This window comes from Micromonospora sp. DT15 (genome assembly GCF_049841475.1).
In the GTDB taxonomy this organism is placed as follows: Bacteria; Actinomycetota; Actinomycetes; order Mycobacteriales; family Micromonosporaceae; genus Micromonospora.
Genome location: NZ_JBNCKJ010000005.1, coordinates 239,501 through 265,384, shown reverse-complemented (window position 1 = coordinate 265,384; position 25,884 = coordinate 239,501). Strand labels below are relative to the sequence as shown.

At 72.2% G+C, this 25,884-nt stretch carries 24 protein-coding genes; 13 read left to right on the top strand and 11 right to left on the bottom strand.

What is annotated here, in order from left to right:
- Positions 1 to 20: 20 nt before the first annotated feature.
- Both ACLQ3F_RS13715 and ACLQ3F_RS13710 read left to right on the top strand, forming a co-directional pair.
- Complete coding sequence (locus ACLQ3F_RS13715; protein WP_425849021.1) at positions 21 to 317, top strand: hypothetical protein; 297 nt, start codon at positions 21 to 23, stop codon at positions 315 to 317.
- Positions 314 to 1,906 (top strand): alpha/beta hydrolase, encoded by a 1,593-nt coding sequence (locus ACLQ3F_RS13710; RefSeq protein WP_425849020.1) that lies wholly within the window; start codon positions 314 to 316, stop codon positions 1,904 to 1,906. Before ACLQ3F_RS13715 ends, ACLQ3F_RS13710 begins: the two co-directional genes overlap by 4 nt.
- A gap of 58 nt (positions 1,907 to 1,964) precedes the next feature.
- Here the strand turns inward: ACLQ3F_RS13710 and glmS are convergent, their stop codons facing one another.
- The gene (glmS, locus tag ACLQ3F_RS13705) at positions 1,965 to 3,878 is read right to left on the bottom strand and encodes a glutamine--fructose-6-phosphate transaminase (isomerizing) (RefSeq protein WP_425849018.1); all 1,914 of its coding nucleotides are present in this window, start codon (positions 3,876 to 3,878) and stop codon (positions 1,965 to 1,967) included.
- 237 nt (positions 3,879 to 4,115) lie between these two features.
- Between glmS and ACLQ3F_RS13700 the strand changes: the two genes are divergently transcribed.
- Together ACLQ3F_RS13700 and ACLQ3F_RS13695 are read left to right on the top strand one after the other, a co-directional pair.
- Positions 4,116 to 5,141 carry an MmpS family transport accessory protein gene (locus ACLQ3F_RS13700; RefSeq protein ID WP_425849017.1) on the top strand — a complete coding sequence of 342 codons (1,026 nt, stop codon included), beginning with the start codon at positions 4,116 to 4,118 and terminating at the stop codon, positions 5,139 to 5,141.
- A 79-nt stretch (positions 5,142 to 5,220) separates the two neighbouring features.
- Entirely contained in the window at positions 5,221 to 6,378 is a 1,158-nt protein-coding gene (locus ACLQ3F_RS13695; protein ID WP_425849299.1) for a pyridoxal phosphate-dependent aminotransferase, read from the top strand.
- On the opposite strand, the gene ACLQ3F_RS13690 is transcribed toward ACLQ3F_RS13695, so the two are convergent.
- The gene (locus tag ACLQ3F_RS13690) at positions 6,344 to 6,994 is read right to left on the bottom strand and encodes a PadR family transcriptional regulator (protein ID WP_425849015.1); all 651 of its coding nucleotides are present in this window, start codon (positions 6,992 to 6,994) and stop codon (positions 6,344 to 6,346) included. The genes ACLQ3F_RS13695 and ACLQ3F_RS13690 overlap by 35 nt on opposite strands.
- Positions 6,995 to 7,067: 73 nt before the next feature.
- Between ACLQ3F_RS13690 and ACLQ3F_RS13685 the strand changes: the two genes are divergently transcribed.
- A complete protein-coding gene (locus ACLQ3F_RS13685; RefSeq protein ID WP_425849012.1) occupies positions 7,068 to 9,893 on the top strand; it encodes an FtsX-like permease family protein in 2,826 nt (941 codons plus the stop codon).
- A 5-nt stretch (positions 9,894 to 9,898) separates the two neighbouring features.
- Entirely contained in the window at positions 9,899 to 10,645 is a 747-nt protein-coding gene (locus tag ACLQ3F_RS13680) for an ABC transporter ATP-binding protein (RefSeq protein WP_355009644.1), read from the top strand.
- Between the two features lie 17 nt (positions 10,646 to 10,662).
- On the opposite strand, the gene glmM is transcribed toward ACLQ3F_RS13680, so the two are convergent.
- From glmM to ACLQ3F_RS13635, 9 genes are all read right to left on the bottom strand, one after another.
- Positions 10,663 to 12,018, bottom strand: a complete 1,356-nt coding sequence (gene glmM / locus ACLQ3F_RS13675) for a phosphoglucosamine mutase (RefSeq protein WP_425849008.1) — start codon at positions 12,016 to 12,018, stop codon at positions 10,663 to 10,665.
- Between the two features lie 120 nt (positions 12,019 to 12,138).
- On the bottom strand, positions 12,139 to 12,612 hold the full coding sequence (rpsI, locus tag ACLQ3F_RS13670; RefSeq protein WP_112626216.1) for a 30S ribosomal protein S9: 474 nt from the start codon (positions 12,610 to 12,612) through the stop codon (positions 12,139 to 12,141).
- A 20-nt stretch (positions 12,613 to 12,632) separates the two neighbouring features.
- Positions 12,633 to 13,076, bottom strand: coding sequence for a 50S ribosomal protein L13 (gene rplM / locus ACLQ3F_RS13665; protein ID WP_053653864.1), 444 nt, complete (start codon positions 13,074 to 13,076; stop codon positions 12,633 to 12,635).
- A gap of 209 nt (positions 13,077 to 13,285) precedes the next feature.
- Complete coding sequence (locus ACLQ3F_RS13660) at positions 13,286 to 14,668, bottom strand: nitrate/nitrite transporter (protein WP_425849005.1); 1,383 nt, start codon at positions 14,666 to 14,668, stop codon at positions 13,286 to 13,288.
- A gap of 161 nt (positions 14,669 to 14,829) precedes the next feature.
- On the bottom strand, positions 14,830 to 15,123 hold the full coding sequence (locus ACLQ3F_RS13655) for a hypothetical protein (protein WP_091402325.1): 294 nt from the start codon (positions 15,121 to 15,123) through the stop codon (positions 14,830 to 14,832).
- A complete protein-coding gene (locus ACLQ3F_RS13650) occupies positions 15,113 to 15,370 on the bottom strand; it encodes a DUF6364 family protein (RefSeq protein WP_091403518.1) in 258 nt (85 codons plus the stop codon). The genes ACLQ3F_RS13655 and ACLQ3F_RS13650 overlap by 11 nt, the downstream gene beginning before the upstream one ends.
- Positions 15,371 to 15,459: 89 nt before the next feature.
- Complete coding sequence (locus tag ACLQ3F_RS13645) at positions 15,460 to 16,155, bottom strand: class I SAM-dependent methyltransferase (protein WP_425849002.1); 696 nt, start codon at positions 16,153 to 16,155, stop codon at positions 15,460 to 15,462.
- 135 nt (positions 16,156 to 16,290) lie between these two features.
- Positions 16,291 to 16,491 (bottom strand): DUF397 domain-containing protein, encoded by a 201-nt coding sequence (locus ACLQ3F_RS13640; protein ID WP_425849000.1) that lies wholly within the window; start codon positions 16,489 to 16,491, stop codon positions 16,291 to 16,293.
- The gene (locus ACLQ3F_RS13635; RefSeq protein ID WP_425848998.1) at positions 16,482 to 17,249 is read right to left on the bottom strand and encodes a DUF5753 domain-containing protein; all 768 of its coding nucleotides are present in this window, start codon (positions 17,247 to 17,249) and stop codon (positions 16,482 to 16,484) included. The genes ACLQ3F_RS13640 and ACLQ3F_RS13635 overlap by 10 nt, the downstream gene beginning before the upstream one ends.
- A 269-nt stretch (positions 17,250 to 17,518) precedes the next feature.
- On the opposite strand from ACLQ3F_RS13635, the gene ACLQ3F_RS13630 reads away from it, so the two are divergent.
- The 7 genes from ACLQ3F_RS13630 to ACLQ3F_RS13600 all read left to right on the top strand — a co-directional run bounded on the left by ACLQ3F_RS13630 (position 17,519) and on the right by ACLQ3F_RS13600 (position 25,875).
- On the top strand, positions 17,519 to 17,845 hold the full coding sequence (locus ACLQ3F_RS13630) for a hypothetical protein (protein WP_425849296.1): 327 nt from the start codon (positions 17,519 to 17,521) through the stop codon (positions 17,843 to 17,845).
- Positions 17,842 to 18,117: a hypothetical protein gene (locus ACLQ3F_RS13625; protein WP_425848997.1), complete on the top strand. Its 276-nt coding sequence runs from the start codon at positions 17,842 to 17,844 to the stop codon at positions 18,115 to 18,117. The genes ACLQ3F_RS13630 and ACLQ3F_RS13625 overlap by 4 nt, the downstream gene beginning before the upstream one ends.
- Positions 18,118 to 18,337: 220 nt before the next feature.
- Positions 18,338 to 20,473 carry a molybdopterin oxidoreductase family protein gene (locus ACLQ3F_RS13620; protein WP_425848994.1) on the top strand — a complete coding sequence of 712 codons (2,136 nt, stop codon included), beginning with the start codon at positions 18,338 to 18,340 and terminating at the stop codon, positions 20,471 to 20,473.
- On the top strand, positions 20,470 to 21,909 hold the full coding sequence (locus ACLQ3F_RS13615; RefSeq protein WP_425848992.1) for an FAD-dependent oxidoreductase: 1,440 nt from the start codon (positions 20,470 to 20,472) through the stop codon (positions 21,907 to 21,909). Before ACLQ3F_RS13620 ends, ACLQ3F_RS13615 begins: the two co-directional genes overlap by 4 nt.
- Positions 21,906 to 24,443, top strand: a complete 2,538-nt coding sequence (gene nirB / locus ACLQ3F_RS13610) for a nitrite reductase large subunit NirB (RefSeq protein ID WP_425848989.1) — start codon at positions 21,906 to 21,908, stop codon at positions 24,441 to 24,443. Before ACLQ3F_RS13615 ends, nirB begins: the two co-directional genes overlap by 4 nt.
- Positions 24,440 to 24,787 carry a nitrite reductase small subunit NirD gene (nirD, locus tag ACLQ3F_RS13605; RefSeq protein WP_425848987.1) on the top strand — a complete coding sequence of 116 codons (348 nt, stop codon included), beginning with the start codon at positions 24,440 to 24,442 and terminating at the stop codon, positions 24,785 to 24,787. The genes nirB and nirD overlap by 4 nt, the downstream gene beginning before the upstream one ends.
- Positions 24,787 to 25,875 carry a uroporphyrinogen-III synthase gene (locus tag ACLQ3F_RS13600; protein ID WP_355009632.1) on the top strand — a complete coding sequence of 363 codons (1,089 nt, stop codon included), beginning with the start codon at positions 24,787 to 24,789 and terminating at the stop codon, positions 25,873 to 25,875. Before nirD ends, ACLQ3F_RS13600 begins: the two co-directional genes overlap by 1 nt.
- Positions 25,876 to 25,884: the final 9 nt, after the last annotated feature.

The following is a 25,884-nucleotide window of genomic DNA, read 5'->3' as shown; positions in this document are numbered from 1 at the left end:
TCGTCCACGGGGGTGTGGTCATGACCGACGAGCCGTTCGCCGTTCAGCCGGAGGAGTTGCGGGCGGTCGCCGGCCTGCTCGACGACGAGGCGCACCGGTTGGCGTTGGGCCTCGCGGGGTTGCCCGGGCTGGTGGTGGCGGCGCCCGAATGGCGAGCCGGCGCGGCGCTGGCCGGGTTGGAGGCGGCCGTGCACGCCTGGTTCTGCCGGCTGGGTGACCGGGTCGCGGCGACCTCCGGCGACGTCCGGGCGTCGGCCGACGCGTACGAGACGGTAGACGACCGGGCCGCCGGCCGGTTCGCCTCCCTACCTCGGTGAGCAGCGTCGGTTACCGACAGCTGTGGGCTGTCGATCCTGGTGCGTGGAGGGCCGCCGGGGTGGCGTGGGCGGGGTTGGCGAGGCCACTCGATCGGCGCCTCGGCGAGCTGCGGGCGGCCACCGGGCGGTTGCGGGACGGTTGGTCGGGTACGGCAGCCACGGCGGCGGACACTCGCCTCAACGGCCTGCGTGACGAGCTGGCCTCGATCGCACCAGCGCTGATCGAGGTCGACCAGGTGCTGGCGGAGTTGTCCGGTGGGCTGGCGGTGGCGAAGGCGCGGCTCTCCCAGGCGGTCGCCCAGGCCGATGCGGCGGGCCTGCTGGTGGACCGCTCGGGTGCGGTGCGGGTCGATCCGGCCCGGTATCGACCTACCGAGCGGGCCGGGGTCGCCGCGGCTGGAGTGGCCGCGGCCCTGCGGGCCGCGCTCGACGGGGCAGCCGCTGCGGACCGGGTCGCCGCGGACCGGTTGGATGAGCTGGCCAGGGCCGCCGGCACCGGTTGGGCGTCCCCGCCCCCGCCGGGCCGACCGGCCCTCGGTGCCGCGCCCACGCTGGTCGGCGCCTGGTGGGCCGGGTTGACGCCGGCGCAGCGACGGTGGCTGATCGTTCGCGAGCCGGCCCTGGTGGGCCGGTTGGACGGGCTGCCGGTGGCCGCCCGGGACCAGGCCAACCGGTTACGGCTCGACGCCTGGCGTACGGAGTTGCTGGCCGAGCGGCGACGGCTGCTGTCCCAGGTGCCGTCGGGGCCGCTCCAGTTGATCCGGTTGCGCGGGGTAGCCGGACGGTTGGCCGGTCTGGACGCGCTGGTCGGCCGGCTGGCGGCCGGCGAGGCGCCGCGGGCGTACCTGCTCGGGTTGGATCCGGCGGGTGAGGGCCGGGCGGTGGTGGCGCTCGGCGACCCGGACCACGCCGACCGGGTGCTGACCTACGTGCCGGGGATGACGGCCGGCCTGGACGACGCCTCCGGCGAGCTGGGCAGGGCGGCCCGAGTGCTGGAGCGGTGCGCCGCGCTCGCCCCGGATGAGCGCAGCGCGGCGGTGCTCTGGTTGGACTACGACGCTCCGGATCTGCTGACCGAGGCCGCCTCGGCGGGTCAGGCCCGGGACGCCGGCCCGGCGTTGCACCGCTTCCAGGAGGGGCTGCGTGTCAGCCACGACGGGCCGCCGGCCCGGCAGACGGTGCTCGGGCACAGCTACGGGTCGCTGGTGGTGGGTGTTGCCGCCCGGGAGCACGGCCTGGCCGCCGACGCGCTGGTCTTCGTCGGCTCCCCCGGTGTCGGCGCGTCGCACGCCACCGAGCTGGGCGTGCCGCCCGGCGAGGTCTGGGCGAGCAGCGCCCCCGACGACGTGATCCGGGCGGCCCGGTCACCCGACGAGCTGGGCCGGCGGGCCCTGTTCGGCGCGGCACCACTCGCCGCCGTGCTGGGCTGGCCCGGCCGGACGGGGCACGAGCTGTGGTTCGGTCACGACCCGGCCGATCCCGGCTTCGGCGGGCGGGTGCTCCCCAGCGGCCGCGGCGGGCACACCGGCTACTGGGAGGCGGGAAACCCGGCGCTGGACGGGATGGCCCGTGTCGTGCTGGGCCGGTGACGACGAAACCCCGGCCGCCGCGGGGCGCGGCGACCGGGGTTCCGGAGGTGCGGGGTGCCTACTCGACGGTGACCGACTTGGCCAGGTTGCGGGGCTGGTCCACGTCGTGTCCCCGGGCGGCGGCGATCTCGGCGGCGAGCACCTGCAACGGGACAGTGGTGACGAGCGGGGCCAGCAGGGTGGGCGTACGCGGCACGTAGATCAGGTGGTCGGCGTACCGGACGACCGCCTCGTCACCCTCCTCCGCGATCACGATGGTCCGCGCGCCCCGCGCCCGTACCTCCTGGATGTTGGAGACGACCTTGTCGTGCAGCATGCCCCGGCCCACCGGCGAGGGCACCACGCAGATGACCGGGGTGCCCTTGTCGATCAGGGCGATCGGGCCGTGCTTCAGCTCACCGGCGGCGAAGCCCTCGGCGTGCATGTACGCCAACTCCTTGAGCTTCAGCGCGCCCTCCAGGGCCACCGGGTAGCCGACGTGCCGGCCGATGAACAGCACCGTCGGCTCGGACTTCAGCTCCCGGGCCAGGTCGCGGACGGGCTCGATCCGGTCGAGCAGCTCACGCAGCTTGCCGGGGATCTCCTGCAACTGCGCGACCACCGCGCCCACCTCGTCAGCGAACTTGATGCCGCGCACCTGGGCCAGGTGCAGGCCGATGAGATAGCAGGCGACGACCTGGGTGAGGAACGCCTTGGTGGAGGCGACGGCGATCTCCGGCCCACCGTGGGTGTAGAGGACAGCGTCGGACTCGCGGGGGATGGTCGAGCCGTTGGTGTTGCAGATCGCCAGCACCCGGGCCTTCTGCTCCTTGGCGTGGCGCAGCGCCATCAGGGTGTCCATGGTCTCGCCGGACTGCGAGATGACCACGATGAGCGTGGACCGGTCGAGCACCGGGTCGCGGTAGCGGAACTCGCTGGCCAGCTCCACCTCGCACGGGATCCGGGTCCAGTGCTCGATGGCGTACTTGGCGACCATGCCGGCGTGGTACGCGGTGCCGCAGGCCACGATGAAGATCTTGTCGACGTCGCGCAGATCCTGGTCGCTGAGGCGGACCTCGTCGAGGGCGATCTCACCGCTCTCGGTGAGCCGGCCCAGCAGCGTGTCGGCGATGGCCTGCGGCTGCTCCTCGATCTCCTTGAGCATGAACCAGTCGTAACCGCCCTTCTCCGCGGCCGAGGAGTCCCAGTCGATGTGGAAATCCTGGCCGGCGGCGGGCTGGCCCTCGAAGTCGGTGATCTCGATGCTGTCACCGGTGATCAGCACGATCTGGTCCTGGCCCAGCTCGACCGCTTCCCGGGTGTGCTCGATGAACGCGGCCACGTCGCTGGCCAGGTAGTTTTCCCCGTCGCCTCGGCCGACCACCAGCGGCGAGTTGCGCCGGGCGCCGACGACCGCACCGGGCACGGAGGCGTCCACGGCGAGCAGTGTGAACGCGCCCTCCAGGCGCTGGCAGACCACGCGCATGCCGGCGGCGAGCAGTTGCGGGCTGTCCGGCTGGCCGGCGGCGCGCAGGTCGGCCAGCGCGGCGGCGAGCAGGTGCGCGGCGCACTCGGTGTCGGTGTCGCTGGTGAACTGGACGCCGTCGGCCTCCAGCTCGGCGCGGAGCTTGGCGAAGTTCTCGATGATGCCGTTGTGGATCACCGCGACCCGCCCGTCGGGGGCGACGTGTGGGTGGGCGTTGCGGTCGGTCGGGCCGCCGTGGGTGGCCCACCGGGTGTGCCCGATGCCGGTGGTGCCGTCACCGATGCCGATCGGGCTGGCCGCGCAGGAGGTCGGGTCGTCGGCGGCCCGCTCGGACAGCACCTTCTCCAGGTTGGCCAGCTTGCCAGCCTTCTTCTCGGTCAGCAGCTGATCGTCACAGACGATCGCGACGCCTGCCGAGTCGTAGCCACGGTATTCCAGCCGCCGCAGCCCGTCGAGGACGATGCCGAGTGCGGGGCGCGCGCCCGCGTATCCCACGATTCCACACATGGCCCGCAGCCTAACCCAGTTTCACTCACGTTGGGTGCTCGAAAGTCGGGTTATCAATCACGGAATCTGAGCGATCAGTGCCTACGCGGCCGCAACGGGACGAGCGTCACAGGCCCCTCGCGCCCCGCTCCGCAGGGCGGGGTTGCGACACGCCTTCGGGTGCGGAAGTCTCTCGGCGGGTTTGGCGCTCCCGTCCACGGCCCGTTCGTCCCATACCCACTCCCGCCCGGAGCAGCCATGTCCGACGCGCCGCCGCCCGACCCGACCCCCTCGTCCGCTCCGGACCCGGCTTCCCAGGCACTTCCGCCGGACCCGACGGCGCCGCCGTCCACGGCTTCGTCTCCGGCCCCCGACCCGCTGGCGCCGGGCCAACCGTGGGCCCCGCAGGCCCCCTGGGAGCCACCCCCGCCGGCCGCACCGTGGACGCCGTCGCCGCCCGCCGCCCAGTGGACGCCACAACCGTCCGCGACGCCGTGGTCGCCCGACCCGCAGACACCCCCGTGGTCGCCCGACCCCGCAGGCCCGCCGTCGGCCGGATCGCCACCGCCGGCGGGGTGGCCCACGCCCGACGGGCAGCCGCAGACCGCTGGCTGGCCGCCGCCCGGCACCGGCTATCCGCCGCCCGGCTATCCGCCCCCCGGCACCGGCTGGCCGCCGCCCGGTTATCCGCCGCCCTACGCCTACCCCGGGTATCCGCAGGGCCCCGGCAAGACGACCACGAGCAGCGGGCGGATCGTCGGGATCGTCGTCGCGGCCGTCGTGGCACTCGTCCTGCTGGTGTGTGGCTGTCTCTGCGTGGCTGGCCTGTGGCTCGACCAGACAGACCCGGACCCGGTCGCCGAGGAGCCGTGGGTCGTCCCCGACGACGACGGCTGGACGGAGCCCACCACCGGGCCGATCATTCCGGAGCGACCCACCGCCCCGCAGCCGCCCACCATGTCCCCCACCCCCAGCAAGAAGCCGGTCACCCGACCGACCTCAGGACCGGCACCCGTGACGGTGGTCTACCAGCTCAGCGGGTCGGGTGTCGTCGACCTGGCGTACTTCGACGCCGAGAGCGATCTCATCCACGTCGACGGCCAGAAACTGCCCTGGAGCACCACCATCCGTACCAACGGCAAGACCAGGGTGATGGTGGAGGCCAGATGGGCCGACGACGAGGGTGAGAGACCACTCGACTGCACCGTCACGGTCACCGGCGCCGGCAAGCCGGTCGTCAAGAAGATCCGCGGGTACTGGGCGACCAGTTGCACGCCCGAGTGAGGCTGGGGTCCGAGCCGGGTATGGCCGTAGGCTGGCGCAGGTGACGACGAGCACCGATGTCGACCCGCTGGTGGCCCGGATGCGGCCGTTCGGCACGACGATCTTCGCCGAGATGTCCGCCCTCGCCGTACGCACCGGCGCGGTCAACCTCGGCCAGGGGTTTCCCGACACCGACGGCCCGCCGGAGATGCTGGCCGCCGCCGCCGAGGCGCTGCGCAACGGGCAGAACCAGTACCCGCCCGGCCCGGGGATCCCCGCCCTGCGCGCGGCCGTAACGGCGCATCAGCGGCGGTTCTACGACCTGGCGTACGACCCGGACAGCGAGATCGTGATCACGGCGGGTGCGACCGAGGCGGTCGCGGCGAGCATCCTCGCGCTCTGCGAACCGGGCGACGAGGTGGTGTGCTTCGAGCCGTACTACGACTCGTACGCCGCCTCGATCGCGTTGGCCGGCGCGGTCCGCCGGCCGGTGACGTTGCGCCCCTCGGCCGACGGCCGGTACGCCTTCGACCCGGCGGCGCTGCGTGCGGCGTTCGGCCCGCGCACCCGGCTGGTGCTGCTGAACTCGCCGCACAACCCGACCGGCAAGGTCTTCACCCCGGCCGAGTTGGCGCAGGTCGCCGACTTGTGTCAGGAGTTCGGCGCGTACGCGGTCACCGACGAGGTGTACGAGCACCTGGTCTTCACCGACGCGTCCAGCCCGCACGTGCCGCTGGCCAGCCTGCCCGGGATGCGGGAGCGGACGCTGCGCATCTCGTCGGCCGGCAAGACGTTCTCCTGCACGGGGTGGAAGGTCGGCTGGGCGAGCGGCCCGGCGGCGCTGGTCTCGGCGCTGCTCCGGGTGAAGCAGTTCCTCACCTATGTCAACGCCGCGCCGCTGCAACCGGCGGTGGCAGTGGCGCTGGCCCTGCCGGACGCCTACTACACCGGCTTCCGGGACGGTCTCCAGCAGCGGCGGGACCAGCTCGTCGGTGGTCTGACCGACGCCGGTTTCGAGGTGCTCGACTCGGAGGGGACGTACTTCGTCACCGCCGACATCACCGCCCTCGGCGGCCGGGACGGGGTGGAGTTCTGCCGCTCGTTGCCGGAGCGCTGCGGTGTGGTGGCGGTGCCCACCCAGGTCTTCTACGACGACGTCGACGCGGGCCGGCGGCTGGTCAGGTTCGCCTTCTGCAAGCGCCCGGAGGTGCTGACCGAGGCGGTCAGCCGGCTGCACGCTCTGGGCCGGAGCCGCTGACCCGCCCCGAGCCGCTGACCCGCCCGGAGCCGGTCGGTCCCGGGTCGGTCGCCGACTGATCGGCTGTCGACGTCGCGAGTCGGGTGAGCAGTTGACCGTCGTCACCGAGCAGCACCGCCTCGGCGTCGTCCACGAACGACAGGTCCGCGCTCACGTGCCGGCTGGCCGCGGTGAGCAGCAACCCGACCACCGGGTCCTCGGCGGCCCGCCGTAGGCCGTCCAGATTGCGCAGCTCGCGCAGCAGGTGGCCACGCTGGTTGCTCAGCACCGCGCGAACCGTGGCCGCGGAGCCGGACCGGGCGGCGGCGGTGACCTTGAGGAAGAAGTCGTCCCGGAATCCGCCGCTGCGCGGGCTCGGCTCCGTCAGCCACCGCGCCAGCTCCGCGCGGCCGGCAGGGGTGATCTCGTAGACGACCCGATCCGGCTTGATCGGTTGCGGTTGCCGTTCGGCGACGACCAGGTCGTCCCGGGAGAGCCGGTCGAGGATCTGGTAGAGGTGGCCGATGTTCAGCGGCCCCCACTGCGGGCCGACGGCGGCTTCGAACGCGCCCTTGAGCTGGTAGCCGTGGCTCGGGCCACCAGCGAGCAGGGCGAGGACAGCGTGCTGGATCGCCATGTCACCTCCGGTACGGGTCTTGCATTGTCACAATGTATCGCGCAGAGTGGGAGTCAGCACACGGGGAGGCGCGATGCTCGGCTTCATCTGGAGACAGCTGCGCGGCCGTGCGGGGCGGTCGGTGGCGCTGCTGGTCGGCGTGCTGGTGGCCACCACCGGCTTCGTGGTCCTGACCGGCGCCACCACCACCTCTCGTCTGGACGTCACCGGCACGGTCGAGCGCAACACCCAGGTCGCCTACGACATCCTCGTCCGTCCCAAGGGGACCCGCACGCCGCTCGAAGCCGAGCGCGGGCTGGTCCGCCCCAACTATCTCTCCGGGCTCTTCGGTGGCATTACCACCGAGCAGTACGAGCAGGTGACGACGGTCCCCGGCATCGAGGTGGCGGCCCCGATCGCGATGCTCGGTTATTCCACCACCCTGCTACCGACGCCGATCGACCTCACCGGTGCCGTCGACCGCTCGCTGGACCAGCAGCTCATCCGGGTCGACCCGACCTTCCACGCCGAACGTGGTCTCTCCAGCGCGCCGGGCAAACCCCGGTATGTGTACGTGACCACGAAGCCGTTGATCTACCCCCGGATCGACTGGGAGACCCTCGGTGACGCCGTGCCGTACTCCGATGGGCGGTCCTACCCCTGGTCGGACACCTGCGGGCCGGTCCCCCGCGAGGTGCAGCCGGACGGGCGCAGCCTTCCCGTCTGCGATCCGGGATACGCGCTGCTGGGCAACCCGGGCACCTACTCCGAGCGCGAGGACTGGTCCCTGCATGCCGTCCAACTGCTGCCCGACGGCCGGTTCCAAGCCGACGCCTACGTCCTCGCCACCGACCGGGACGGCTCCGCCACACCCACCGACCGGCTGGTGATGGCGTACGACCTGACAGTGCCGTTCCTTCTGGCCGCTGTGGACCCGGCGGCCGAGGAACAACTCGTCGGGCTCGACGATGCAGTGGTCACCGGTCGAGCCGTCCGCACGGACGACAAGGTCGCCGTCAACCGCCGGGGCTCGGCGGACAACCACGAGGTCCCGGTCCTCGTCACCAACCGACCCTTCATCGACGAGTCGCTGGCGGCCAGGTTCACCCGGCTCGCGATCAGCCCCGCCGGGGTGGAGGCGATCGACCTGGAGAAGACCCTGAGCCGCCCCGGGGGGACTCCCGCCGGGTCCGCTCGGTACGACCTCACCGCCGGGCACCAGGCGATGCTCACCGAGGAACTCTCCATGGCCGGGTGCTGCCACGGTCAACTCCAGACGGTCGTGCAGTCGACCGAGGTGCAGTACGACCCGCTACCCGACGGCAGCCTGCGGGCCCGTCAGCAACCGCCCGGCGACCCCGAGGTGTACGGCAAGTTGGAGACGTACAACCCGCTGCCCCGGCCCTGGCTCGCCGACGACACCGGATCCCGATCGATACGGGCGCTGCCGCTAGCTGTGAGCGCGAACACCGCCAACCGTTTCTGGCGGGCTGTCGGTGTCTTCGACCCGGGCCGGCTGGCCGGGTTCAGTGACCTCGGCCAACTGCCGCTGGAGACCTACCAGGCACCGACGGCAGAGGGTGCCGACGACCGCAGCCGGGCAGCGCTGGGCGGTCAACCGCTGGCACCCAGCGGCAATCCCGCCGGCTATCTCTCCGCGCCGCCGCTGCTGCTCACCAACCTCGGCAGCGTGCCGAAGATCCTGGAGGGTGGCGGCGGGCCACAGGCCAAGGCCCCGATCAGCGCTGTCCGGGTACGGGTGGCCGACGTGGACGGCTACAGCGAGCGGTCGGCCGAGCGGGTCCGACTGGTCGCCGAGCAGATCGCGGCACGCACCGGGCTGGACGTCGACATCACCCTCGGCTCGTCGGGGGCGCCGCAGACAGTGGAGCTACCCGCCGGCTCGTTCGGCCGGCCGATGCTGCGGCTGACCGAAAACTGGTCGGCGCTCGGTGTGGCCTCGATCATCACCCAGGCGGTGGACCGTAAGAGCCTGGTGCTCTTCGTGCTGGTGCTGGTGGTCTGCGTGCTCTTCCTCGGCAACGCGGTCAGCGCCGCCGTCCGGGACCGGCGTTCCGAGTTGGCGGTGCTGTCCTGTCTCGGCTGGCCGGTCCGCCGCATCGCGGCGCTGATCCTGGGCGAGGTCGCCCTGCTCGGGCTCATCGCGGGTCTGCTCTCGCTGATCCTCGCGATCCCGCTCGGAATCGCGCTCGGCATCGACGTCGACTGGCGGCGGTCCGCCCTGGCCGTACCCGTGGCCCTGCTGCTCGCGGTGGCCGCGGGCCTGGTGCCGGCGCTGCGGGCCGCGCGCACCCACCCGGCCGCCGCCCTCCGCCCGATCGTCGCTCCGGCCCGCTGGGTACGCCGGCCACGCACCCTCTTCGGCTTGGCGCTGGTGAATCTGGCCCGCACCCCCGGGCGCACGTTCCTCGGCGCCGGCGCGCTGGCCATCGGGGTGGCCGCGCTGACGCTGGTCACCGCCGCCGCGTGGGCGTTCCGGGGCGCGATCGTCGGCAGCGTGCTCGGCGACGTGGTCTCGCTGAGCGTGCGCGGCGCGGACACCGCGGCCGCTGCGGCCACCGTGCTGCTCGGTGCCGCTGCGGTGGGGGACGTGCTCTACCTGAACATCCGCGACCGGGCCGCCGAGTTGGCCACCCTGCGGGCGATCGGCTGGACCGACGCCGCACTCGGCCGGCTGGTCGGCTACGAAGGGCTGGCGCTGGGGCTCGTCGGTTCGACGACCGGCGCGGTGATCGGCCTGGTCAGCGCGGGCTGGCTGATCGGCGCCCTTCCCGGCGCGCTGGTCCTGGTGGCCGCACTGGTCGCGCTGGCGGGCACGCTGGTGAGCGCCGTCGCCGCGCTGGTGCCCGCCGCCCTGTTGCCGCGCCTACGACCCGCCCGACTTCTGGCAGAGGAGTAGCAGTCATGAGCGAGCAGATCGGTAGCGCGATCTCGGTCGACCACCTGACCCGACGATTCGGCACCGGGGCGGACCAGCTGACCGCTGTCGACGACGTGTCAGTGTCCGTCGCGGCCGGTTCGGTGGTGGCGTTGACCGGGCCGAGCGGGTCGGGCAAGTCGACGCTGCTGCATCTCATCGGCGCGATCGAGCAGCCCGACGAGGGCACCGTGACCGTCGACGACGTGGTGGTCAGCGACCTGCGCCGGGCCGCACTGGCCCGCTACCGGCAACGGGTCGGGTTCGTGTTCCAGCGCTACCACCTGCTGCCCGCACTCAGCGTGCTGGACAACGTGATCGCGCCGGTCCTTCCCCGGCGGGGCCGGGCCGACCACGCGACCCGAGCCCGCGAGTTGCTCGACGCGGTCGGCCTGGCCGGGCGGGAGCGCGCCCTGCCCGCGCAGCTCTCCGGTGGTCAGCAGCAACGGGTCGCCATCGCCCGCGCCCTGATGGGGGCGCCGGGCCTGCTGCTGGCCGACGAGCCCACCGGCAACCTCGACTCCACCACCGGCGGGCAGATCCTCGACCTGCTGCTCGACCTCCGTGACCGGCACGGCATGACCATCCTGCTCGCCACCCACGAACAGGCCATCGCTGCCCGCTGCGACCGACTGGTCCGACTGACCGACGGACGCGTCACCGAGGACCTCGACCTCACCGACGGCGAGGACCCCGCCGACACGTACGAGCGGGCGGCCCGACTGCGGTTGTGACGCCGCCCGAGGTGGCCTCAGTCGACCGGGCTCGCGGTGCGGACCAACTCGGCGATCCGCTCGGCGACCTCACGGGCGGTCGCCTCGGTGGCCGCTTCGACCATCACCCGGACCAGCAGTTCGGTGCCCGACGGGCGCAGCAGCACCCGGCCGGTCTCCCCCAGCTCCGCCTCGGCCCGCTCGACCTCGGCGCGTACCGCGGGTGCGGCGGCGCCGACGGTCCGGTCGCCGACCGGCACGTTGATCAGCACCTGGGGCAGCTTGGTGACCACCGAGGCCAACTCGGCGAGGGACTGGCCGGTGGCCGCCATCCGAGCCATCAGGTGCAGACCGGTCAGCACCCCGTCGCCGGTGGTGGCGTGCGCGGGCATCACGATGTGGCCGCTCTGCTCACCGCCGAGCGCCAGCCCGGAGGCGCGCAGCTCCTCCAGCACGTACCGGTCACCGACCTTGGTCTCGATCAGGCGGATGCCCTGCGCGGACATCGCGAGCCGCAGCCCGAGGTTGCTCATCACGGTGGCCACCAGGGTGTCCTGGGTGAGCGTGCCGGCGTCCCGCATGGCCAGCGCGAGGATCGCCATGACCTGGTCGCCGTCCACCTCGTCGCCGTCGGCGGTGACCGCCAGGCAGCGGTCGGCGTCGCCGTCGTGGGCGATGCCCAGGTGAGCGCCGTGCTCGACCACTGCGGCGCGCAGCGCCTCGATGTGGTTGGAGCCACAGTCGTCGTTGATGTTCAGCCCGTCGGGCTCCGCGTGGATGGCGATGACCTCCGCGCCGGCCTCCCGGTAGGCGACGGGGGCGACCTCGGCGGCTGCGCCGTTGGCGCAGTCGACCACGACCTTGATCCCCTCCAGCCGGTGCGGAACGGTGCCCACCAGGTGCTGGACGTAGTGGTCGGCACCGTCGAGCAGGTCGTGCACACGGCCGACGCCGGCACCGATCGGCCGGTCCCAGGCGGTGGTGGCGTTCGTCTCGACGGCCGCCTCGATCTGCAGCTCGATCTCGTCGGGCAACTTGTGCCCGCCGGCGGCGAAGAGCTTGATGCCGTTGTCCGGCATCGGGTTGTGCGACGCGGAAAGCATCACACCCAGGTCGGCCTTGGCCTCGGCGGTGAGGAACGCCACCGCCGGGGTGGGCAGCACGCCGACCCGCACAACGTTGGCACCGGCGCTGGTCAGCCCGGCGACCACGGCGGCCTCCAGCATCTCGCCGCTGGCGCGGGTGTCGCGACCGACGACGGCGAGCGGCGGATGGCTGCGGTCCGTCTCGGCGAGTGTGTGCGCGGCGGCCACCGCGAGCGCCAGCGCCAATTCCGGGGTGAGATCCGCGTTCGCCCGCCCGCGTACGCCGTCCGTGCCGAACAACCGACCCATACCCGCCAACCTCCGAAAGTGCACTGCCAGTGAGGAGAAAGCGGAACGGCCGACCCACCTCCCCCCGACAAGGGGGAGGCGGACCGGCCGTCCGTCAGAAGTACAACGCGCTGGGAAAGATCAGCGCTTCGAGTACTGGGGAGCCTTACGGGCCTTCTTGAGGCCGTACTTCTTGCTCTCCTTGACCCGGGCGTCACGGGTGAGGAAGCCGGCCTTCTTGAGGGCCGGGCGGTCGTCCGGCTCGTTGATGATCAACGCGCGGGCGATGCCCAGCCGGAGCGCACCGGCCTGGCCGGTGGTGCCGCCGCCACGCAGGTTGGCGATCACGTCGAACTGCTCGAGCTTCTCGGCGGTGACCAGCGGGTCCTTGATGAGCTGCTGGTGCACCTTGCTCGGGAAGTAGGCCTCGAGGTCCTGGCCGTTGCAGGTGATCTTGCCGGTGCCCGGGACGATGCGGACCCGGACGATGGCCTCCTTGCGGCGGCCCACGGTCTGGATCGGCCGGTCACCACGAGGCGCGCGGGCGACGGGCGCCGGCGCCTCGGTGGCCTCGGGGGCTTCCGGGGCGACCTCGGTCTCGATGATGTCGGTCATGCTGCTTCCTTCGCCCGCGCTCACTGCGCGATCTGCTTGATCTCGAACGGCACCGGCTGCTGCGCGAGGTGCGGGTGCTCGGCACCGGCGTAGACCTTCAGCTTCTTGATCAGCTGACGGCCGAGCTTGTTGTGCGGGAGCATCCCCTTCACAGCCAGCTCGATGGCCCGCTCGGGACGCTTGGTCAGCAGCTCGTCGTAGCCGATCTGCTTCAGACCACCCGGGTAACCGGAGTGGCGGTAAGCGACCTTGGTCTGGCGCTTGTTGCCGGTCAACGCAACCTTGCCCGCGTTCACGATGACGACAAAGTCGCCCGTGTCGACGTGCGGCGCGAAAGTCGGCTTGTGCTTACCACGCAGCAACGTGGCGGCGTGGGTGGCCAGGCGGCCCAGCACGACATCAGAGGCGTCGATGACGTGCCACTGACGCTCGATCTCACCCGGCTTCGGGCTGTACGTACGCACAGGTCTACCTTGTCTCGTCGTCGGTCTGGGGTCGCGCGCCGAGGTGACCAGATCTAGCAGGCCGGACCAGCGCGCACGAACGACCAAGCGTACCTGAAGGGGCACGCCTCTGGATGTCGTACAACAGCAGGCAACGATACCCGGCGCCCGGTCCGCAGGTCAAAACGGGGGTGCGGTCCCGCGCGGCGACGCGCCGAGGGTGTCTCAGCTCACACGTTGGTGAGTCGACCGGCCCTCGGACGGCGGTAGACCACCCAGGTGACCGCGAAGCACAACGCGTACCAGCTGATGAAGGCCAGGTAGGCGGCGTCGGCATTGCCCGAGCTGAGGAACGACTGGCGGAACGCGATGTTGACCAGCACCCCGCCGAAGGCGCCGATCGCACCCGCGATGCCGATCAACGCGCCGGTCATCCGCCGCGCCCACCGCGCGGCGGCCTCCGGATCACGCTGACCCGTGGCCACCGAGTCCGCCGACCGGGCCCGGAAGATCGCCGGAATCATCTTGTACGTGGAGCCGTTGCCGACGCCGGAGAAGACGAAGAGGGCGAGGAACCCCGCGAGGTAGAGCCCGAACGAACGCTCCCGGGCCGCGTACAGCACTGTGCTCGCGCCGGCCGCCATCGCCACGAAGTTCCAGAAGGTCACCCGTGCCCCGCCCAACCGGTCGGCGAGGTGCCCACCCAGCGGCCGGATCAGCGAGCCGACCAGCGGGCCCAGGAACGTCAGCCAGGCGGCGTCGACCGGGGTCGGGAACCGCTCGGCGAACTGGAGCTGGAGCACCTGCCCGAAGGCGAAACCGAAGCCGATGAACGAGCCGAAGGTGCCGATGTAGAGCAGCGACATCACCCACGTGTGCGGGTCGCGGGCCGCCTCCCGCAACGCGCCCGGCTCGTTGCGCGCCCCGGGCACGGTGTCCAACCAGCGGGCCGCCGCCAGCGCGGCCAGCACGATCAGCGGCAGGTAGACCGCCGGCACCAACCGGGGGTACGCGGCACCAGCGGTGGCGAGGACGGCCAGGCCGACGAGCTGCACGGCGGGTACGCCCAGGTTGCCGCCACCGGCGTTGAGCCCGAGCGCCCGCCCCTTGAGCCGCTGTGGGTAGAACAGGTTGATGTTCGCCATCGAGGAGGCGAAGTTGCCCCCGCCGACCCCGGTGAGGCAGGCGAGCACCATCAGGGTGGTGTAAGACACGCCGGGTTCCAGCAGCACCGTCATCGGGACCGCGGGCACCAGCAACAGCAGTGCGCTGATGATCGTCCAGCGTCGTCCGCCGAAGCGGGCCACCGCCAGCGTGTACGGCAGCCGCAGCACCGCGCCCAGGGCGGCCGGCACGGCGGTGAGCAGGAATTTCCCGGCCGGATCGATGCCGTACGCGGGGCCGAGGAAGAGCACCGTGACCGACCAGAGACTCCACACCGAGAAGCCGACGTGCTCCGCGAAGATGGAGACCCAGAGGTTGCGCCGGGCGATCGGCGCGCCGGTGGCCTGCCAGAAGTCCGGGTCCTCGGGGCGCCAGTCGTGCAGCGGCTGCCGACGACCGGTGACGGCGGGCGGCTCGGCGGTGACTACGGTGCTGGTGAGCGTGCTCACGGCGGCTCCTCCTCGTCGGTGTGACGAGCAGAAACGCTAGGAACGGCCGGTTACCTGGCAGTGCCCGTCGCGGGTCGGGCCGGAAACGGGGATCGCACCACGGGCCGGCGGCGATGGTGAGCACGCCACCGGGGGCGGCGTGCGCAGGGCTGCCCTTCCGATCAGAGCTGTTGGAGGATGCGCAGCGCCCGACCGACCCGGAGCATGGTGTCGGTGTCGGCGACGTCCACGCACGCGGTGAACCACTTCTTCATGGGCGAGGAGATCCGGTCGGGCATCACCACGTACCGGCCCATCGACACGGCGAGCGGCGAGTCCCGCAGGAGTGATTCCTCGACCACCTCGACCACGATCACGATGGGCACGTCGGTGGAGTTGTAGACGTCCGAGCTGATCACGAGGCCGAGGCGTTCCCGGGCGCCTTCGATGCGCCAGATCTCACCCCTACGCAGCACGCGGCCGTCCGCCGGAGAACAGGTCGTTGACCATGCCGACCTCGCGGGCGTCGGCGAGCGCGGCAGACTCCAGATCCAGGCTGGCGCGGCCCACGGCGGCGGCGTGCGCGGTGAAGACCTCGCGCAGCGCCTTCTCCCGGGCGGCCTGGTCCATCCATGCGGAGAGCGACAGCCCTTCGCGCTTGGCGAACCGCCGCGCCTCCTCGATGGTCTCGTCCGTGAACGAGAGAGTCACCTTGGCAGTCATGCCGAGCAGATTACCCAGAGGTATGACCGACAGTCATCCCCGCGCTCACCGGCTCGTCCCCGGGCGGCGAAACGCACATTCCGCCGGGCTCACCCGGCCCGGCCGCCGAACACCGCGAAGCGCCACTCCTTGAAGTAGCAGTCGACGTCGACCAGGCCCGCCTCGGCGAGCCACCGACACTGGTCGGCCACTGTCGCCGGGCGGTCGTGGCGCATCCGCTCCCGGGAAGCAGCGATCTCGTCGGGGGACGCACCCAGCTCGGTGATCCGTTGCATCCACACCTCGTCGTAGCGCCGGTCCAGTTCCGGCGTCGGGCCGGCCACCTGCTCGGCGTTGACGAACACCCCACCCGGTGCCAACGCGGCGGCGGCCCGCCGGTAGAGCGCGCGCTTGCCGGCGTCGTCCAGGTGGTGGATCGCCAGCGCGCTGACCACCGCGTCGTACCGGGCCGGCGGCAGTTCGTCGGCCAGGTCGGCGTGGACCGTTCGGTGTGGCACGGACCGTGCGTCCAACTGGTCGGTGGCGCGGGCGAGCATCGCCGGCGCTCCGTCCACCAGGGTCAGCCGGACTCCGGGCACCGCCGCGGCGAGCAGCAACGAGAGCAGGCCGGTGCCCGCGCCCAGGTCCAGAACCTGGGGGGTACGCCCGGCGGCGAGCGCGGCCCGCAACGGCGGCGCGGCCACCTGGACGGCGGTGCCGTAGAAGCTGTCGAAGCACGGCACCAGCCGCCTGCGCGCCTCGTCGTACGTGCCGGCCACGGCGTCGAAGACGTCCGTCACGCTCATCGCGGTCTCCCATCATGCGAGACGATTTTCCCACATTATAAGCACCGCGGGGGTGAGCGGACCTCATCCTGGACACACGAATGGCCCCCGGTTCCGTGATGTCCAGGACGCCGGGGGCAGTTGGTGCTGCGTTGGTCAGCCGACGGGGCCGATGGCCTTCGCCAGGTGCAGGAAACCGGTCCACGCCGCCGGTCCGAAGGTCAACATCCCGCCATCGCGGTCTTTGGTATCGCGGACGAGGACGACGCCGGGAAGGTTGTCAGCAACCTCGACGCACGAGCCTCCGTTGTTTCCGCTCTTCGTGCTCTTACGCCACTGCGCGCCGGTCAGGTCCATGATTCTGCTGCTTTCCTGATCAGGTCGAGGGACTGTTGACGGGAAAGAGCTTCGCTTCTGATGCGTTCCCACCTGCGATTGAGCGTAGCAACGTCCGCAGCTCCATTAAGGATCTGCGCCCGCACCTGGCTGTCGATATGTGCGACCTGGCCGCCGTCGGGCAACTCGGCCACGATGAACCCCCCGCCAAGGCCCGGATACATCCCGACGTCCTGCGGCACCACGAGCACCTGCACGGCGGGCAGTGCCGCGCACTGCGCAAGGTGTGCGACCTGCTCACGCATCAATGATCGGTCGCCATACGCCGATTGATACAGGACCAGTTCGTGGACGACTGCGACCAGAAGGGGTGGACGTTCACGGCGAAGGACGGCCTGTCGATCGATGCGGGAGGCGACCACGTCGTCAACTTCGCCCAGCGTCAACGCTTCGCCTGCCAGTGTCGCCCGCGCGTACGCGTCCGTCTGCAAAAGGCCGGGCACCCAGGTGTGCTCGAACCAACGAATCGCGAGGGCTTCGCGTTCCCAGTCAACCCACTCGCGCAGCCATTGCGGCTCGCGCCGTTTGAGGACATCCGGCCAGAGGTCCCCAACGTCCCTTCCGAGGAGCGCGGCCAACTTCGCGCGCCGACGGGGCTGCGGCACGCGTCCCGGGCTTATCCACCGCGCTGCCGTTTTCGGATCAACGCCAGTCTGAGCTGCCAGGCTTTCGGCTGTCTCGCCAGCTTCGGCCATGGCCACTTGAAGTGCATGGTTCATCCTGCCTCCAAGAGGAACATCCCGAACGTCCCTGGGAATAGAGCTACGTCGTGTACTGATCCCATCGCTCTCGGCAATGTAACCGGCAGACGGCGCGGCTGGTAGGGACCTGAGACCCGGCGGGCGCGTTCGTGTGGGGCCGCCCCTCGGCCTGCCGCAGATCTTGGACAGTTTCCGTCATGACGTGACGGAAACTGTCCAAGATCTCGACGGGTGAGCACCACGGGGCGGCCCCTTCCCACAGTGACGACCAAGGGGAGAGCATCGTGCTGGACGAGCCGCCGGATCGGAGACCCACGCCGAGGCCCACACGGCGGAAGCCGCACACGGGTGAGGTCCTGCACCTGACCCGCGCCGCGAGTGTGCAGTTCTCGCGTCCGATCTTCGTCCGCGTGATTCGCGTTCTCGACTGGCCGACGTACGACGGGTGGCTGTGGATCGACGGTTACGAGCTGGCCGCGAATGGTGACGCGGTCGCGCGCCGGTCGCTGTTCGTGATGTCCGCGGGCCTGATCTGGCCGGGCTCGCCCGCCCCGCCGACCCGTCGCCCGACCACCCGCACGCCCGTCAGGCGCGGTCCGGTGAGGGTCGGATGAGCCGCCGACCTCGCCCGCACCAGCCGATGCGCCCGGCGTGGCTCTGCCGTAACTGCGCGGCTGCCTGGCCGTGTGCGCCGGCTCAGCTTCACCTCACGACCGAGTTCTACGGTCACTCGATCGCCCTGGCGCTCTACCTGGCAGCGAACATGCAAGACGCGTTCGACGACCTGTACTCCCTGGGCGTTCGCCCGGACCCACGAGCACTTCACGCCCGGTTCCTGGGCTGGCTGCCAGTGACCCGGCGACCACACCGCGCCGACCTGCGTTGACGGCTCCGCGGGGTGAGGTGCGCTGTCGCTGTGGAGCTGATGTCGCAAACGAATCGACCGCCGATGTCGTCAGCGATTCAGCTCCACAGGCTCCGACTCGCACCCTCCGACCCGCACCCTCCAACGCGCTCGCTGCCCCTGTGCGGTGTGAGCCCCACTTGACAGGACCGAAACAGAAGGGACCCGGACCGGAAACCGCCCGGCGGCACGCTTTCCCGACATGACAGACGGTGCACGGTCGGCGACTCCACCGGGGCTGACGCCCCGGGAAGTGGCGACGCACTGCCCGTACTGCGCACTGCAGTGCGGGATGACACTGCGCGCTGACGACACCGGTGTGACGGTCCACCCGCGCCAGTTCCCCACCAACCGGGGCGGGCTCTGCCAGAAGGGGTGGACCGCCGCCGAACTACTCGATCACCCGGATCGGCTGACCACTCCGCTGGTGCGCGACGCGGCCACCGGCGAACTGCACCCGGCGAGCTGGGACACCGCACTCGACCGGGTGGTCGCCGGCATCCGCGCCGTTCAAAACGACGCCGGCCGGGACGCGGTCGCCGTCTTCGGCGGTGGTGGCCTGACCAACGAGAAGGCGTACGCCTTGGGGAAGTTCGCCCGGATCGGGCTGCGCACCAGGCACATCGACTACAACGGACGGTTCTGCATGTCCTCGGCGGCGGCCGCCGGGATGCGGGCCTTCGGCATCGACCGCGGGCTGCCGTTCCCCCTCGCCGACCTGGGTCGGGCCGACACCCTGCTGCTGGTCGGAGCGAACCCGGCGGAGACCATGCCGCCGCTGGTGCGCTGGCTCACCGAGCAGCGCCGCAACGGCGGGAAACTGATCGTCGTCGACCCCCGGGTCACCGCCACCGCCCGCCAGGCAGACCTGCACCTGCAACCGCTGCCCGGCACCGACCTCGCGGTGGCCAACGCGCTGCTGCACATCGCTCTCACCGAAGGTTGGGTCGACCGGGCCTACGTGGCCGACCGCACCACCGGATTCGACGCGGTCCGCCGAGGCGTCGCCGCCTGGTGGCCGGCCCGCGCGGAACAGCTCTCCGGGGTGCCGGTGGCCGACCTGGAGGCGACCGCCCGAGCGCTGGGCACCGGCGGTCGCGTGATCATCCTGACTGCGCGCGGCGCCGAGCAGCACGCCAAGGGGGTGGACACCGTCACCGCGTACGTCAATCTCGCTCTCGCCCTCGGTCTGCCCGGCCGCGACGGTTCGGGGTACGGCTGCCTCACCGGCCAGGGCAACGGCCAGGGCGGGCGGGAGCACGGGCAGAAGGCTGACCAGCTCCCCGGCTACCGGCGGATCGACGACCCGGCGGCCCGCGAGCACGTGGCCGGGGTCTGGGGCGTGCGGGCCGACGAACTGCCCGGCCCGGGAGTGCCCGCCTACAAACTGCTCGACTCGCTCGGCACCCCTGGTGGCCCGCGCGCGTTGCTGGTGTTCGGGTCGAACCCGGTGGTCTCGGCACCCCGGGCGGCCCGCATCGAGGGCCGGCTGCGCGACCTCGACCTGCTTGTCGTCGCGGACCTTCTGCTCTCCGAGACGGCCGCGCTGGCGGACGTGGTGCTGCCCACCGCGCAGTGGGCCGAGGAGGACGGCACCATGACCAACCTGGAAGGTCGGGTGCTACGTCGGCGCGCGCTACGGCCGCCCCCGCCGGGCGTCCGCACCGACCTCGCCATCATCTCCGACCTGGCGGTGCGGCTGGCAGCCGCCGAGACGCGACCGGAAGCCGTGGCGGCGGCTCGGTTCCCGGCCGACCCGGCTGTCGTCTTCGCCGAGCTGCGCCGCGCCTCCGCCGGCGGGGCCGCCGACTACGCCGGCATCAGCTGGGACCGGATCGACGCCGACGACGGGGTCTACTGGCCCTGCCCGACCGAAGAAGGGCAGGACACGCCCCGACTCTTCGCCAAGAGGTTCGCCACCCCGGACGGCCGGGCCCGCTTCCACCCCGTCGACCATCGGCCGGCCGCCGAGGAGGTCTGCGCCACGTACCCGCTGCACTTCACCACCGGTCGGGTGCTGGCGCAGTACCAGTCGGGCACCCAGACCCGACGGGTTGCGGCGCTCCGCCGCGCCGCCCCGGAGGCGTTCGTCGAACTGCACCCCGACCTGGCCACCCGGCTGGGCATCGACGACGGCGACCCGGTGCGGGTCACCTCACGACGGGGTGAGTTCCGCGCGCCGGCCCGGCTCAGCGCCGGGATCCGACCCGACACCGTGTTCGCCCCGTTCCACTACGCGGGGGCGGGACGCGCCAACTCGGTGACGAACGACGCGGTGGACCCGATCTCCGGGATGCCCGAGTTCAAGATCTGCGCGGTCCGGGTGGAGAAGGCATGACCGCGCGGGTGGTCATCGTCGGCAACGGGATGGCGGGCGCACGCCTCGCCGGTGAGCTGCACGCCCGGGAGGGAGACCGGAAGGTCACAGTGCTCGGGGCCGAGCCGCACCGCGCGTACAACCGGATCCTGCTCTCCACCCTGCTGGCCGGCCGGATCGACGAGCCGGACGTGGAGCTGACCGAAGCCGCCGGGCACGGCGTCGACCTGCGCAGCGGCGTACCGGTGACCGCCGTCGACAGGTCCGCCCGGGAGGTCCGCACCGACGACGGCGAACGCATCGGATACGACCACCTGGTGCTCGCCACCGGCGCCCGTGCGGTGGTGCCGCCACTGCCCGGCCTCGACCCGGCGAACCTGCCGGAGCGGGTGGTGCCCTTCCGGACCCTGGACGACTGCCGGCGGATCCTCGCCGCGGCGGACGGCGCCCGCAGCGCGCTGGTGCTCGGCGGCGGGTTGCTCGGCCTGGAAGCGGCCCGAGGGCTGGCCACCAGAGGGCTGGCCACCACTGTCGTGCACCCGCGAGAACACCTGATGGAACGGCAACTGGACCCTACCGCCGGGGCGGTGCTCGCGGGCACGCTCGCCGGTTTCGGCGTCACCGTCCAACTGGGGGTTTCGGCGACCGGCGTGGTCGCGGACGCCAGCGGCGTCCGCCTCGACCTCGCCGACGGCCGGACGCTCCGCGCCGACCTGCTGGTGCTCTCCTGTGGCGTACGCCCGGACACCACACTCGCGCAGGCCGCCGGCCTGAACGTGCGGCGCGGCGTGGTGGTGGACGACCGGCTGCGCACCAGCGACCGGTCCATCTCGGCGATCGGCGACTGCGCCGAGCACGACGGCGTGCTCACCGGGCTGGTCGCGCCCGCCTGGGCCCAGGCCCAGGTGCTCGCGGACGTGCTGAGCGGCACGGACCCACTGGCCCGGTACCGGCCCCGGCCGGTGGTGACCCGGCTGAAGGCCGCCGGGATCGACCTGGCCTCGATGGGTGACGCGGCCAGTGGCGGACCGGGCGAGGAGTTGACGTTCGCCGACCCGACCCGGGGCACCTACGCCCGGTTGCGGATCCGGGACGAGCGGCTGATCGGCGCGATCCTGCTCGGCGACAACCCGGCGGTCGGCACGGTGATCCAACTCTTCGACCGCGCCCAGCCGGTGCCGAGTGACCGCCGGGCGCTGCTGCTCGGCCGGGCACTCGGCACGGTCGGCGCGACGCCGGCCGCCTCACCGGCGCTGATGCCGGACGCGGCCACGGTCTGTCAGTGCAACACGGTGAGCAAGGGCGCACTGGTCAGAAGCTGGCGCTCCGGCGCCCGGACCGTCGATGCGGTGGTGGCCGCGACCCGGGCCGGCACCGGGTGCGGCGGATGCCGGGACGCGGTGAGCGGCATCGTCGACTGGCTGAGCCAGGCGGAATCGGTGGAGGTGACGCGATGAGCGGCGGCGAACTGATCGTCATCGGCAACGGCATGGTCGGGCAGCGTTTCGTGGACGCGCTGCGCGCCCGTGACCCACAGGGCGACTGGCGGGTGACGGTGCTGGCCGAGGAGGGACGCCCGGCGTACGACCGGGTGCGGCTCTCGGCGTACTTCGACGGGGTCAGTGAGAGCGAGCTCAACCTGCACACCCCACACGACGGGGTGCGGCTGCGCCTCGGCGAGCCGGCCACCGCCGTCGACCGGGACCGCCAGGTGGTGACCACCGCCGTCGGCGAATACCGCTACGACGCGCTGGTGCTCGCCACCGGGTCGTACGCGTTCGTGCCGCCGGTGGCCGGCACGGAGCTGCCCGGGGTCTTCGTCTACCGGACCCTGGACGACCTGACGGCGATTCGGGCGTACGCGCGGGGTCGACGGGTCGGCGCGGTCATCGGTGGTGGGCTGCTCGGCCTGGAGGCCGCCAATGCCCTGCGGCTGCTCGGCCTGAGCACCGACGTGGTCGAGTTCGCGCCCCGGCTGATGCCGGTGCAGGTGGACCAGGCCGGCGGCGCGATGCTCCGCCGCTACGTCGACGACCTGGGCGTACGGACCCATCTCGGGGTGGCGACCACAGCGATCCGGCCCGGCCCGGACGGCGGCGTCGCGGCCCTGGAACTGTCCGACGGCACCGCCCTCGACGCCGAGCTGGTGGTGGTGGCCGCCGGCATCCGGCCCCGGGACCAGTTGGCCCGGGACGCCGGTCTGCCGCTGGGCCCGCGCGGCGGGGTGCTTGTCGACGAGACCTGTCGTACCGCCGACGAGCGGATCTGGGCCGTCGGAGAGTGCGCGGCGGTCGACGGCACCTGCCACGGTCTGGTCGCGCCGGGGTATGCGACGGCCGAGGTGGTGGCCGATCGGCTGGTCGGCGGCGCGGCGACCTTCCCCGGCGCGGACACCGCCACCAAGCTCAAGCTGCTCGGGGTCGACGTGGCCTCGTTCGGCGACGCCCACGGCGCGACCGAGGGCTGCCTGGACGTCACGTTCACCGACCCGGCCACCCGGGTCTACGCGAAGCTCGTCCTCTCCGACGACGCGCACACACTGCTCGGCGGGGTGCTGGTGGGTGACGCCAGCGCGTACCCGACGCTGCGGGCCAGCGTGGGCGGCCCGCTGCCGGCCGCGCCGTTGGCGCTGCTCGCCCCGGACGGCGGCGGCGCGGACGCCGGGGCGCTGCCCGCCGCCTCGCAGGTCTGCTCCTGCAACGCGGTGACCCGGGGCGACGTGGACGCCGCCATCGCCGACGGTTGCGCGGACGTACCGGCGTTGAAGGCGTGCACCCGGGCCGGCACCAGCTGCGGCTCCTGCGTGCCGATGCTGAAGCAGCTCCTGGACGCGGCCGGGGTGGCGCAGTCCAGCGCGCTCTGCGAGCACTTCGACGTCAGCCGGCGGGAGCTGTTCGAGATCGTCCGCGTCCGCGGCATCCGCACCTTCTCCCGGCTGGTCGCCGAGCACGGTCGGGGCCGCGGCTGCGACATCTGCAAGCCGGTGGTGGCGTCCATCCTCGCCTCGCTGGGCAGCGGGCACGTGCTCGACGGCGAACAGGCGTCGTTGCAGGACACCAACGACCACTTCCTGGCCAACCTGCAACGCGACGGCAGCTACTCGGTGGTGCCCCGGATACCGGGCGGCGAGATCACCCCGGAGAAGCTGATCGTGATCGGCGAGGTCGCCCGGGACTTCCAGCTCTACACGAAGATCACCGGCGGGCAGCGGATCGACCTGTTCGGGGCGCGGGTCGAGCAGCTGCCGCAGATCTGGCGGCGGCTGGTCGACGCCGGCTTCGAGTCCGGGCACGCGTACGGCAAGGCGCTGCGCACTGTGAAGTCGTGCGTGGGCGAGACCTGGTGCCGGTACGGGGTGCAGGACTCGGTGGGGCTGGCCGTCGCGCTGGAGCTGCGCTATCGCGGGCTGCGTGCTCCGCACAAGCTGAAGTCGGCGGTCTCCGGTTGCGCTCGGGAGTGCGCGGAGGCGCGCAGCAAGGACTTCGGCATCATCGCCACCGAGACCGGCTGGAATCTCTACGTCGGCGGCAACGGCGGTTTCCGACCCCGGCACGCCGACCTGTTCGCCACCGACCTGACCACTGACGCCCTGATCAGGCTGATCGACAGGTTCCTCATCTACTACATCCGCACCGCCGACCGGCTGCAACGCACCGCCGGCTGGATCGAGGCGATGGACGGTGGCCTGGACCACCTGCGCTCGGTGATCGTGGACGACTCGCTCGGGCTCTGCGAGGACCTCGACGCGGCGATGGCCCGACACGTCTCGTCGTACTCCGACGAGTGGCGCGACGTCCTGGACGACCCGGATCGGCTGCGCCGCTACACCTCCTTCGTCAACGCCCCCGACGTACCCGACCCGTCGATCACCTTCATCCGGGAACGCGGCCAGCCGGTTCCCGTACGCGACCAGTCTCCGACCGGATCCGAGGCGACCAATGGTCACCGTCGGCAACCGGTCACCCTCGGCCTACCGGAGGTACGGCGATGACCCAGACACTCACGCTGACCTGGACCACCGTCTGCCTGCTCGACCGGTTGGAACCGGACCGGGGCGTCGCCGCCCTGGTCGACGGGGTGCAGATCGCTCTTTTCCGGACCGCCGACGAGCTGTTCGCGATCGACAACCGCGATCCGGTCTCCGGCGCGTACGTGCTGTCCCGGGGCATCGTCGGCAGTCGCGGCGGAGTGCCGACCGTCGCGTCACCGCTGCACAAGCAGGTGTACGACCTGCGCAGCGGGGACTGCCTCGACCTGCCCGGGGTGGCGGTGGCTCGGCACGACGCACGGTGCCGCGACGGGCTGGTCGAGGTGCGGCTGCGACAGGAGGGTTGATGCGCGAAGAACTGGCGGGCTTCACCATCGGGGTGACCGCCGACCGGCGGCGCGACGAGTTGGCCGCGCTGCTCGAACGACGGGGCGCCCGGGTGGTGCTCGCCCCGGCGCTGCGGATAGTGCCGCTGTCCGACGACACCGAGCTGCGCGAGGCGACCCGCGCCTGCCTCGACCAACCACCGGACATCCTGATGGCCAACACCGGCATCGGCATGCGCGGCTGGTTGGAGGCGGCCGAGGGCTGGGGGCTGGCCGAGCCACTGCGCTCCGTGCTGGCCAGCTCGTACGTGGTGGCGCGCGGCCCGAAGGCACGCGGCGCGATCCGGGCGGCCGGGCTGCACGACCAGTGGTCACCCGCCTCGGAGAGCTGCGACGAGGTGGTCGAGCACCTGCGCCGGCGTGGCGTCGCCGGGCAGGTCATCGCCATGCAGCTGCACGGCGAGCGGCAGCCCGAGTGCACGCTCGCGCTGGAGGCGGCGGGCGCCACTGTCATCGAGGTGCCGGTCTACCGCTGGGCGCCGCCGACCGATCCGGCGCCGCTGCACCGGCTGATCGACCTGATCGCCGGTCGGCTGGTGGACGCGGTGACGTTCACCTCGGCACCGGCGGCCGAGGCGTTGCTGCGGGCCGCCGGCGACCGTACCGACGCGGTGCTGTCGGCGTTGCGCGGCGACGTGCTGGCCAGCTGCGTCGGGGCGGTGACCGCCGAGCCGCTGCTGCGGCACGGGGTGCCGGTGAGCGCGCCGGGCCGGGCCCGGTTGGGCGCACTGGTGCGGACCATCGTCGACGAGCTGCCCCGCCGGACCGTGACGTTCAAGGCCGGCGGGCACCTGCTCACGTTGCGCGGGCACGCCGCGGTGATCGACGGCGAGCTGCGGCCGCTCGCGCCCGCGCCGATGGCGGTGCTGCGGGCCCTGGCCCAGACCCCGGGTCGGGTGTTGTCCCGCACGGCGTTGCTGAGGACCCTGCCCCGGGGCGCGGACGAGCACGCCGTCGAGATGGCCGTCGCCCGGCTCCGGGCCGGGCTGCGCGCGCCCCGCGTGGTGCAGACAGTGGTGAAGCGCGGCTACCGGCTGCGGGTCGACTAGGACGTGCGG

Coding starts and splice junctions, on each gene's coding strand:
- ACLQ3F_RS13715 (WP_425849021.1), top strand. CDS start 21: ATGACCGACGAGCCGTTCGCCGTTCAGCCGGAGGAGTTGCGGGCGGTC.
- glmS (WP_425849018.1), bottom strand. CDS start 3,878: ATGTGTGGAATCGTGGGATACGCGGGCGCGCGCCCCGCACTCGGCATC.
- ACLQ3F_RS13700 (WP_425849017.1), top strand. CDS start 4,116: ATGTCCGACGCGCCGCCGCCCGACCCGACCCCCTCGTCCGCTCCGGAC.
- ACLQ3F_RS13695 (WP_425849299.1), top strand. CDS start 5,221: ATGCGGCCGTTCGGCACGACGATCTTCGCCGAGATGTCCGCCCTCGCC.
- ACLQ3F_RS13690 (WP_425849015.1), bottom strand. CDS start 6,994: ATGGCGATCCAGCACGCTGTCCTCGCCCTGCTCGCTGGTGGCCCGAGC.
- ACLQ3F_RS13685 (WP_425849012.1), top strand. CDS start 7,068: ATGCTCGGCTTCATCTGGAGACAGCTGCGCGGCCGTGCGGGGCGGTCG.
- ACLQ3F_RS13680 (WP_355009644.1), top strand. CDS start 9,899: ATGAGCGAGCAGATCGGTAGCGCGATCTCGGTCGACCACCTGACCCGA.
- glmM (WP_425849008.1), bottom strand. CDS start 12,018: ATGGGTCGGTTGTTCGGCACGGACGGCGTACGCGGGCGGGCGAACGCG.
- rpsI (WP_112626216.1), bottom strand. CDS start 12,612: ATGACCGACATCATCGAGACCGAGGTCGCCCCGGAAGCCCCCGAGGCC.
- ACLQ3F_RS13650 (WP_091403518.1), bottom strand. CDS start 15,370: ATGACTGCCAAGGTGACTCTCTCGTTCACGGACGAGACCATCGAGGAG.
- ACLQ3F_RS13645 (WP_425849002.1), bottom strand. CDS start 16,155: ATGAGCGTGACGGACGTCTTCGACGCCGTGGCCGGCACGTACGACGAG.
- ACLQ3F_RS13640 (WP_425849000.1), bottom strand. CDS start 16,491: ATGGACCTGACCGGCGCGCAGTGGCGTAAGAGCACGAAGAGCGGAAAC.
- ACLQ3F_RS13635 (WP_425848998.1), bottom strand. CDS start 17,249: ATGAACCATGCACTTCAAGTGGCCATGGCCGAAGCTGGCGAGACAGCC.
- ACLQ3F_RS13625 (WP_425848997.1), top strand. CDS start 17,842: ATGAGCCGCCGACCTCGCCCGCACCAGCCGATGCGCCCGGCGTGGCTC.
- ACLQ3F_RS13620 (WP_425848994.1), top strand. CDS start 18,338: ATGACAGACGGTGCACGGTCGGCGACTCCACCGGGGCTGACGCCCCGG.
- ACLQ3F_RS13615 (WP_425848992.1), top strand. CDS start 20,470: ATGACCGCGCGGGTGGTCATCGTCGGCAACGGGATGGCGGGCGCACGC.
- nirB (WP_425848989.1), top strand. CDS start 21,906: ATGAGCGGCGGCGAACTGATCGTCATCGGCAACGGCATGGTCGGGCAG.
- nirD (WP_425848987.1), top strand. CDS start 24,440: ATGACCCAGACACTCACGCTGACCTGGACCACCGTCTGCCTGCTCGAC.
- ACLQ3F_RS13600 (WP_355009632.1), top strand. CDS start 24,787: ATGCGCGAAGAACTGGCGGGCTTCACCATCGGGGTGACCGCCGACCGG.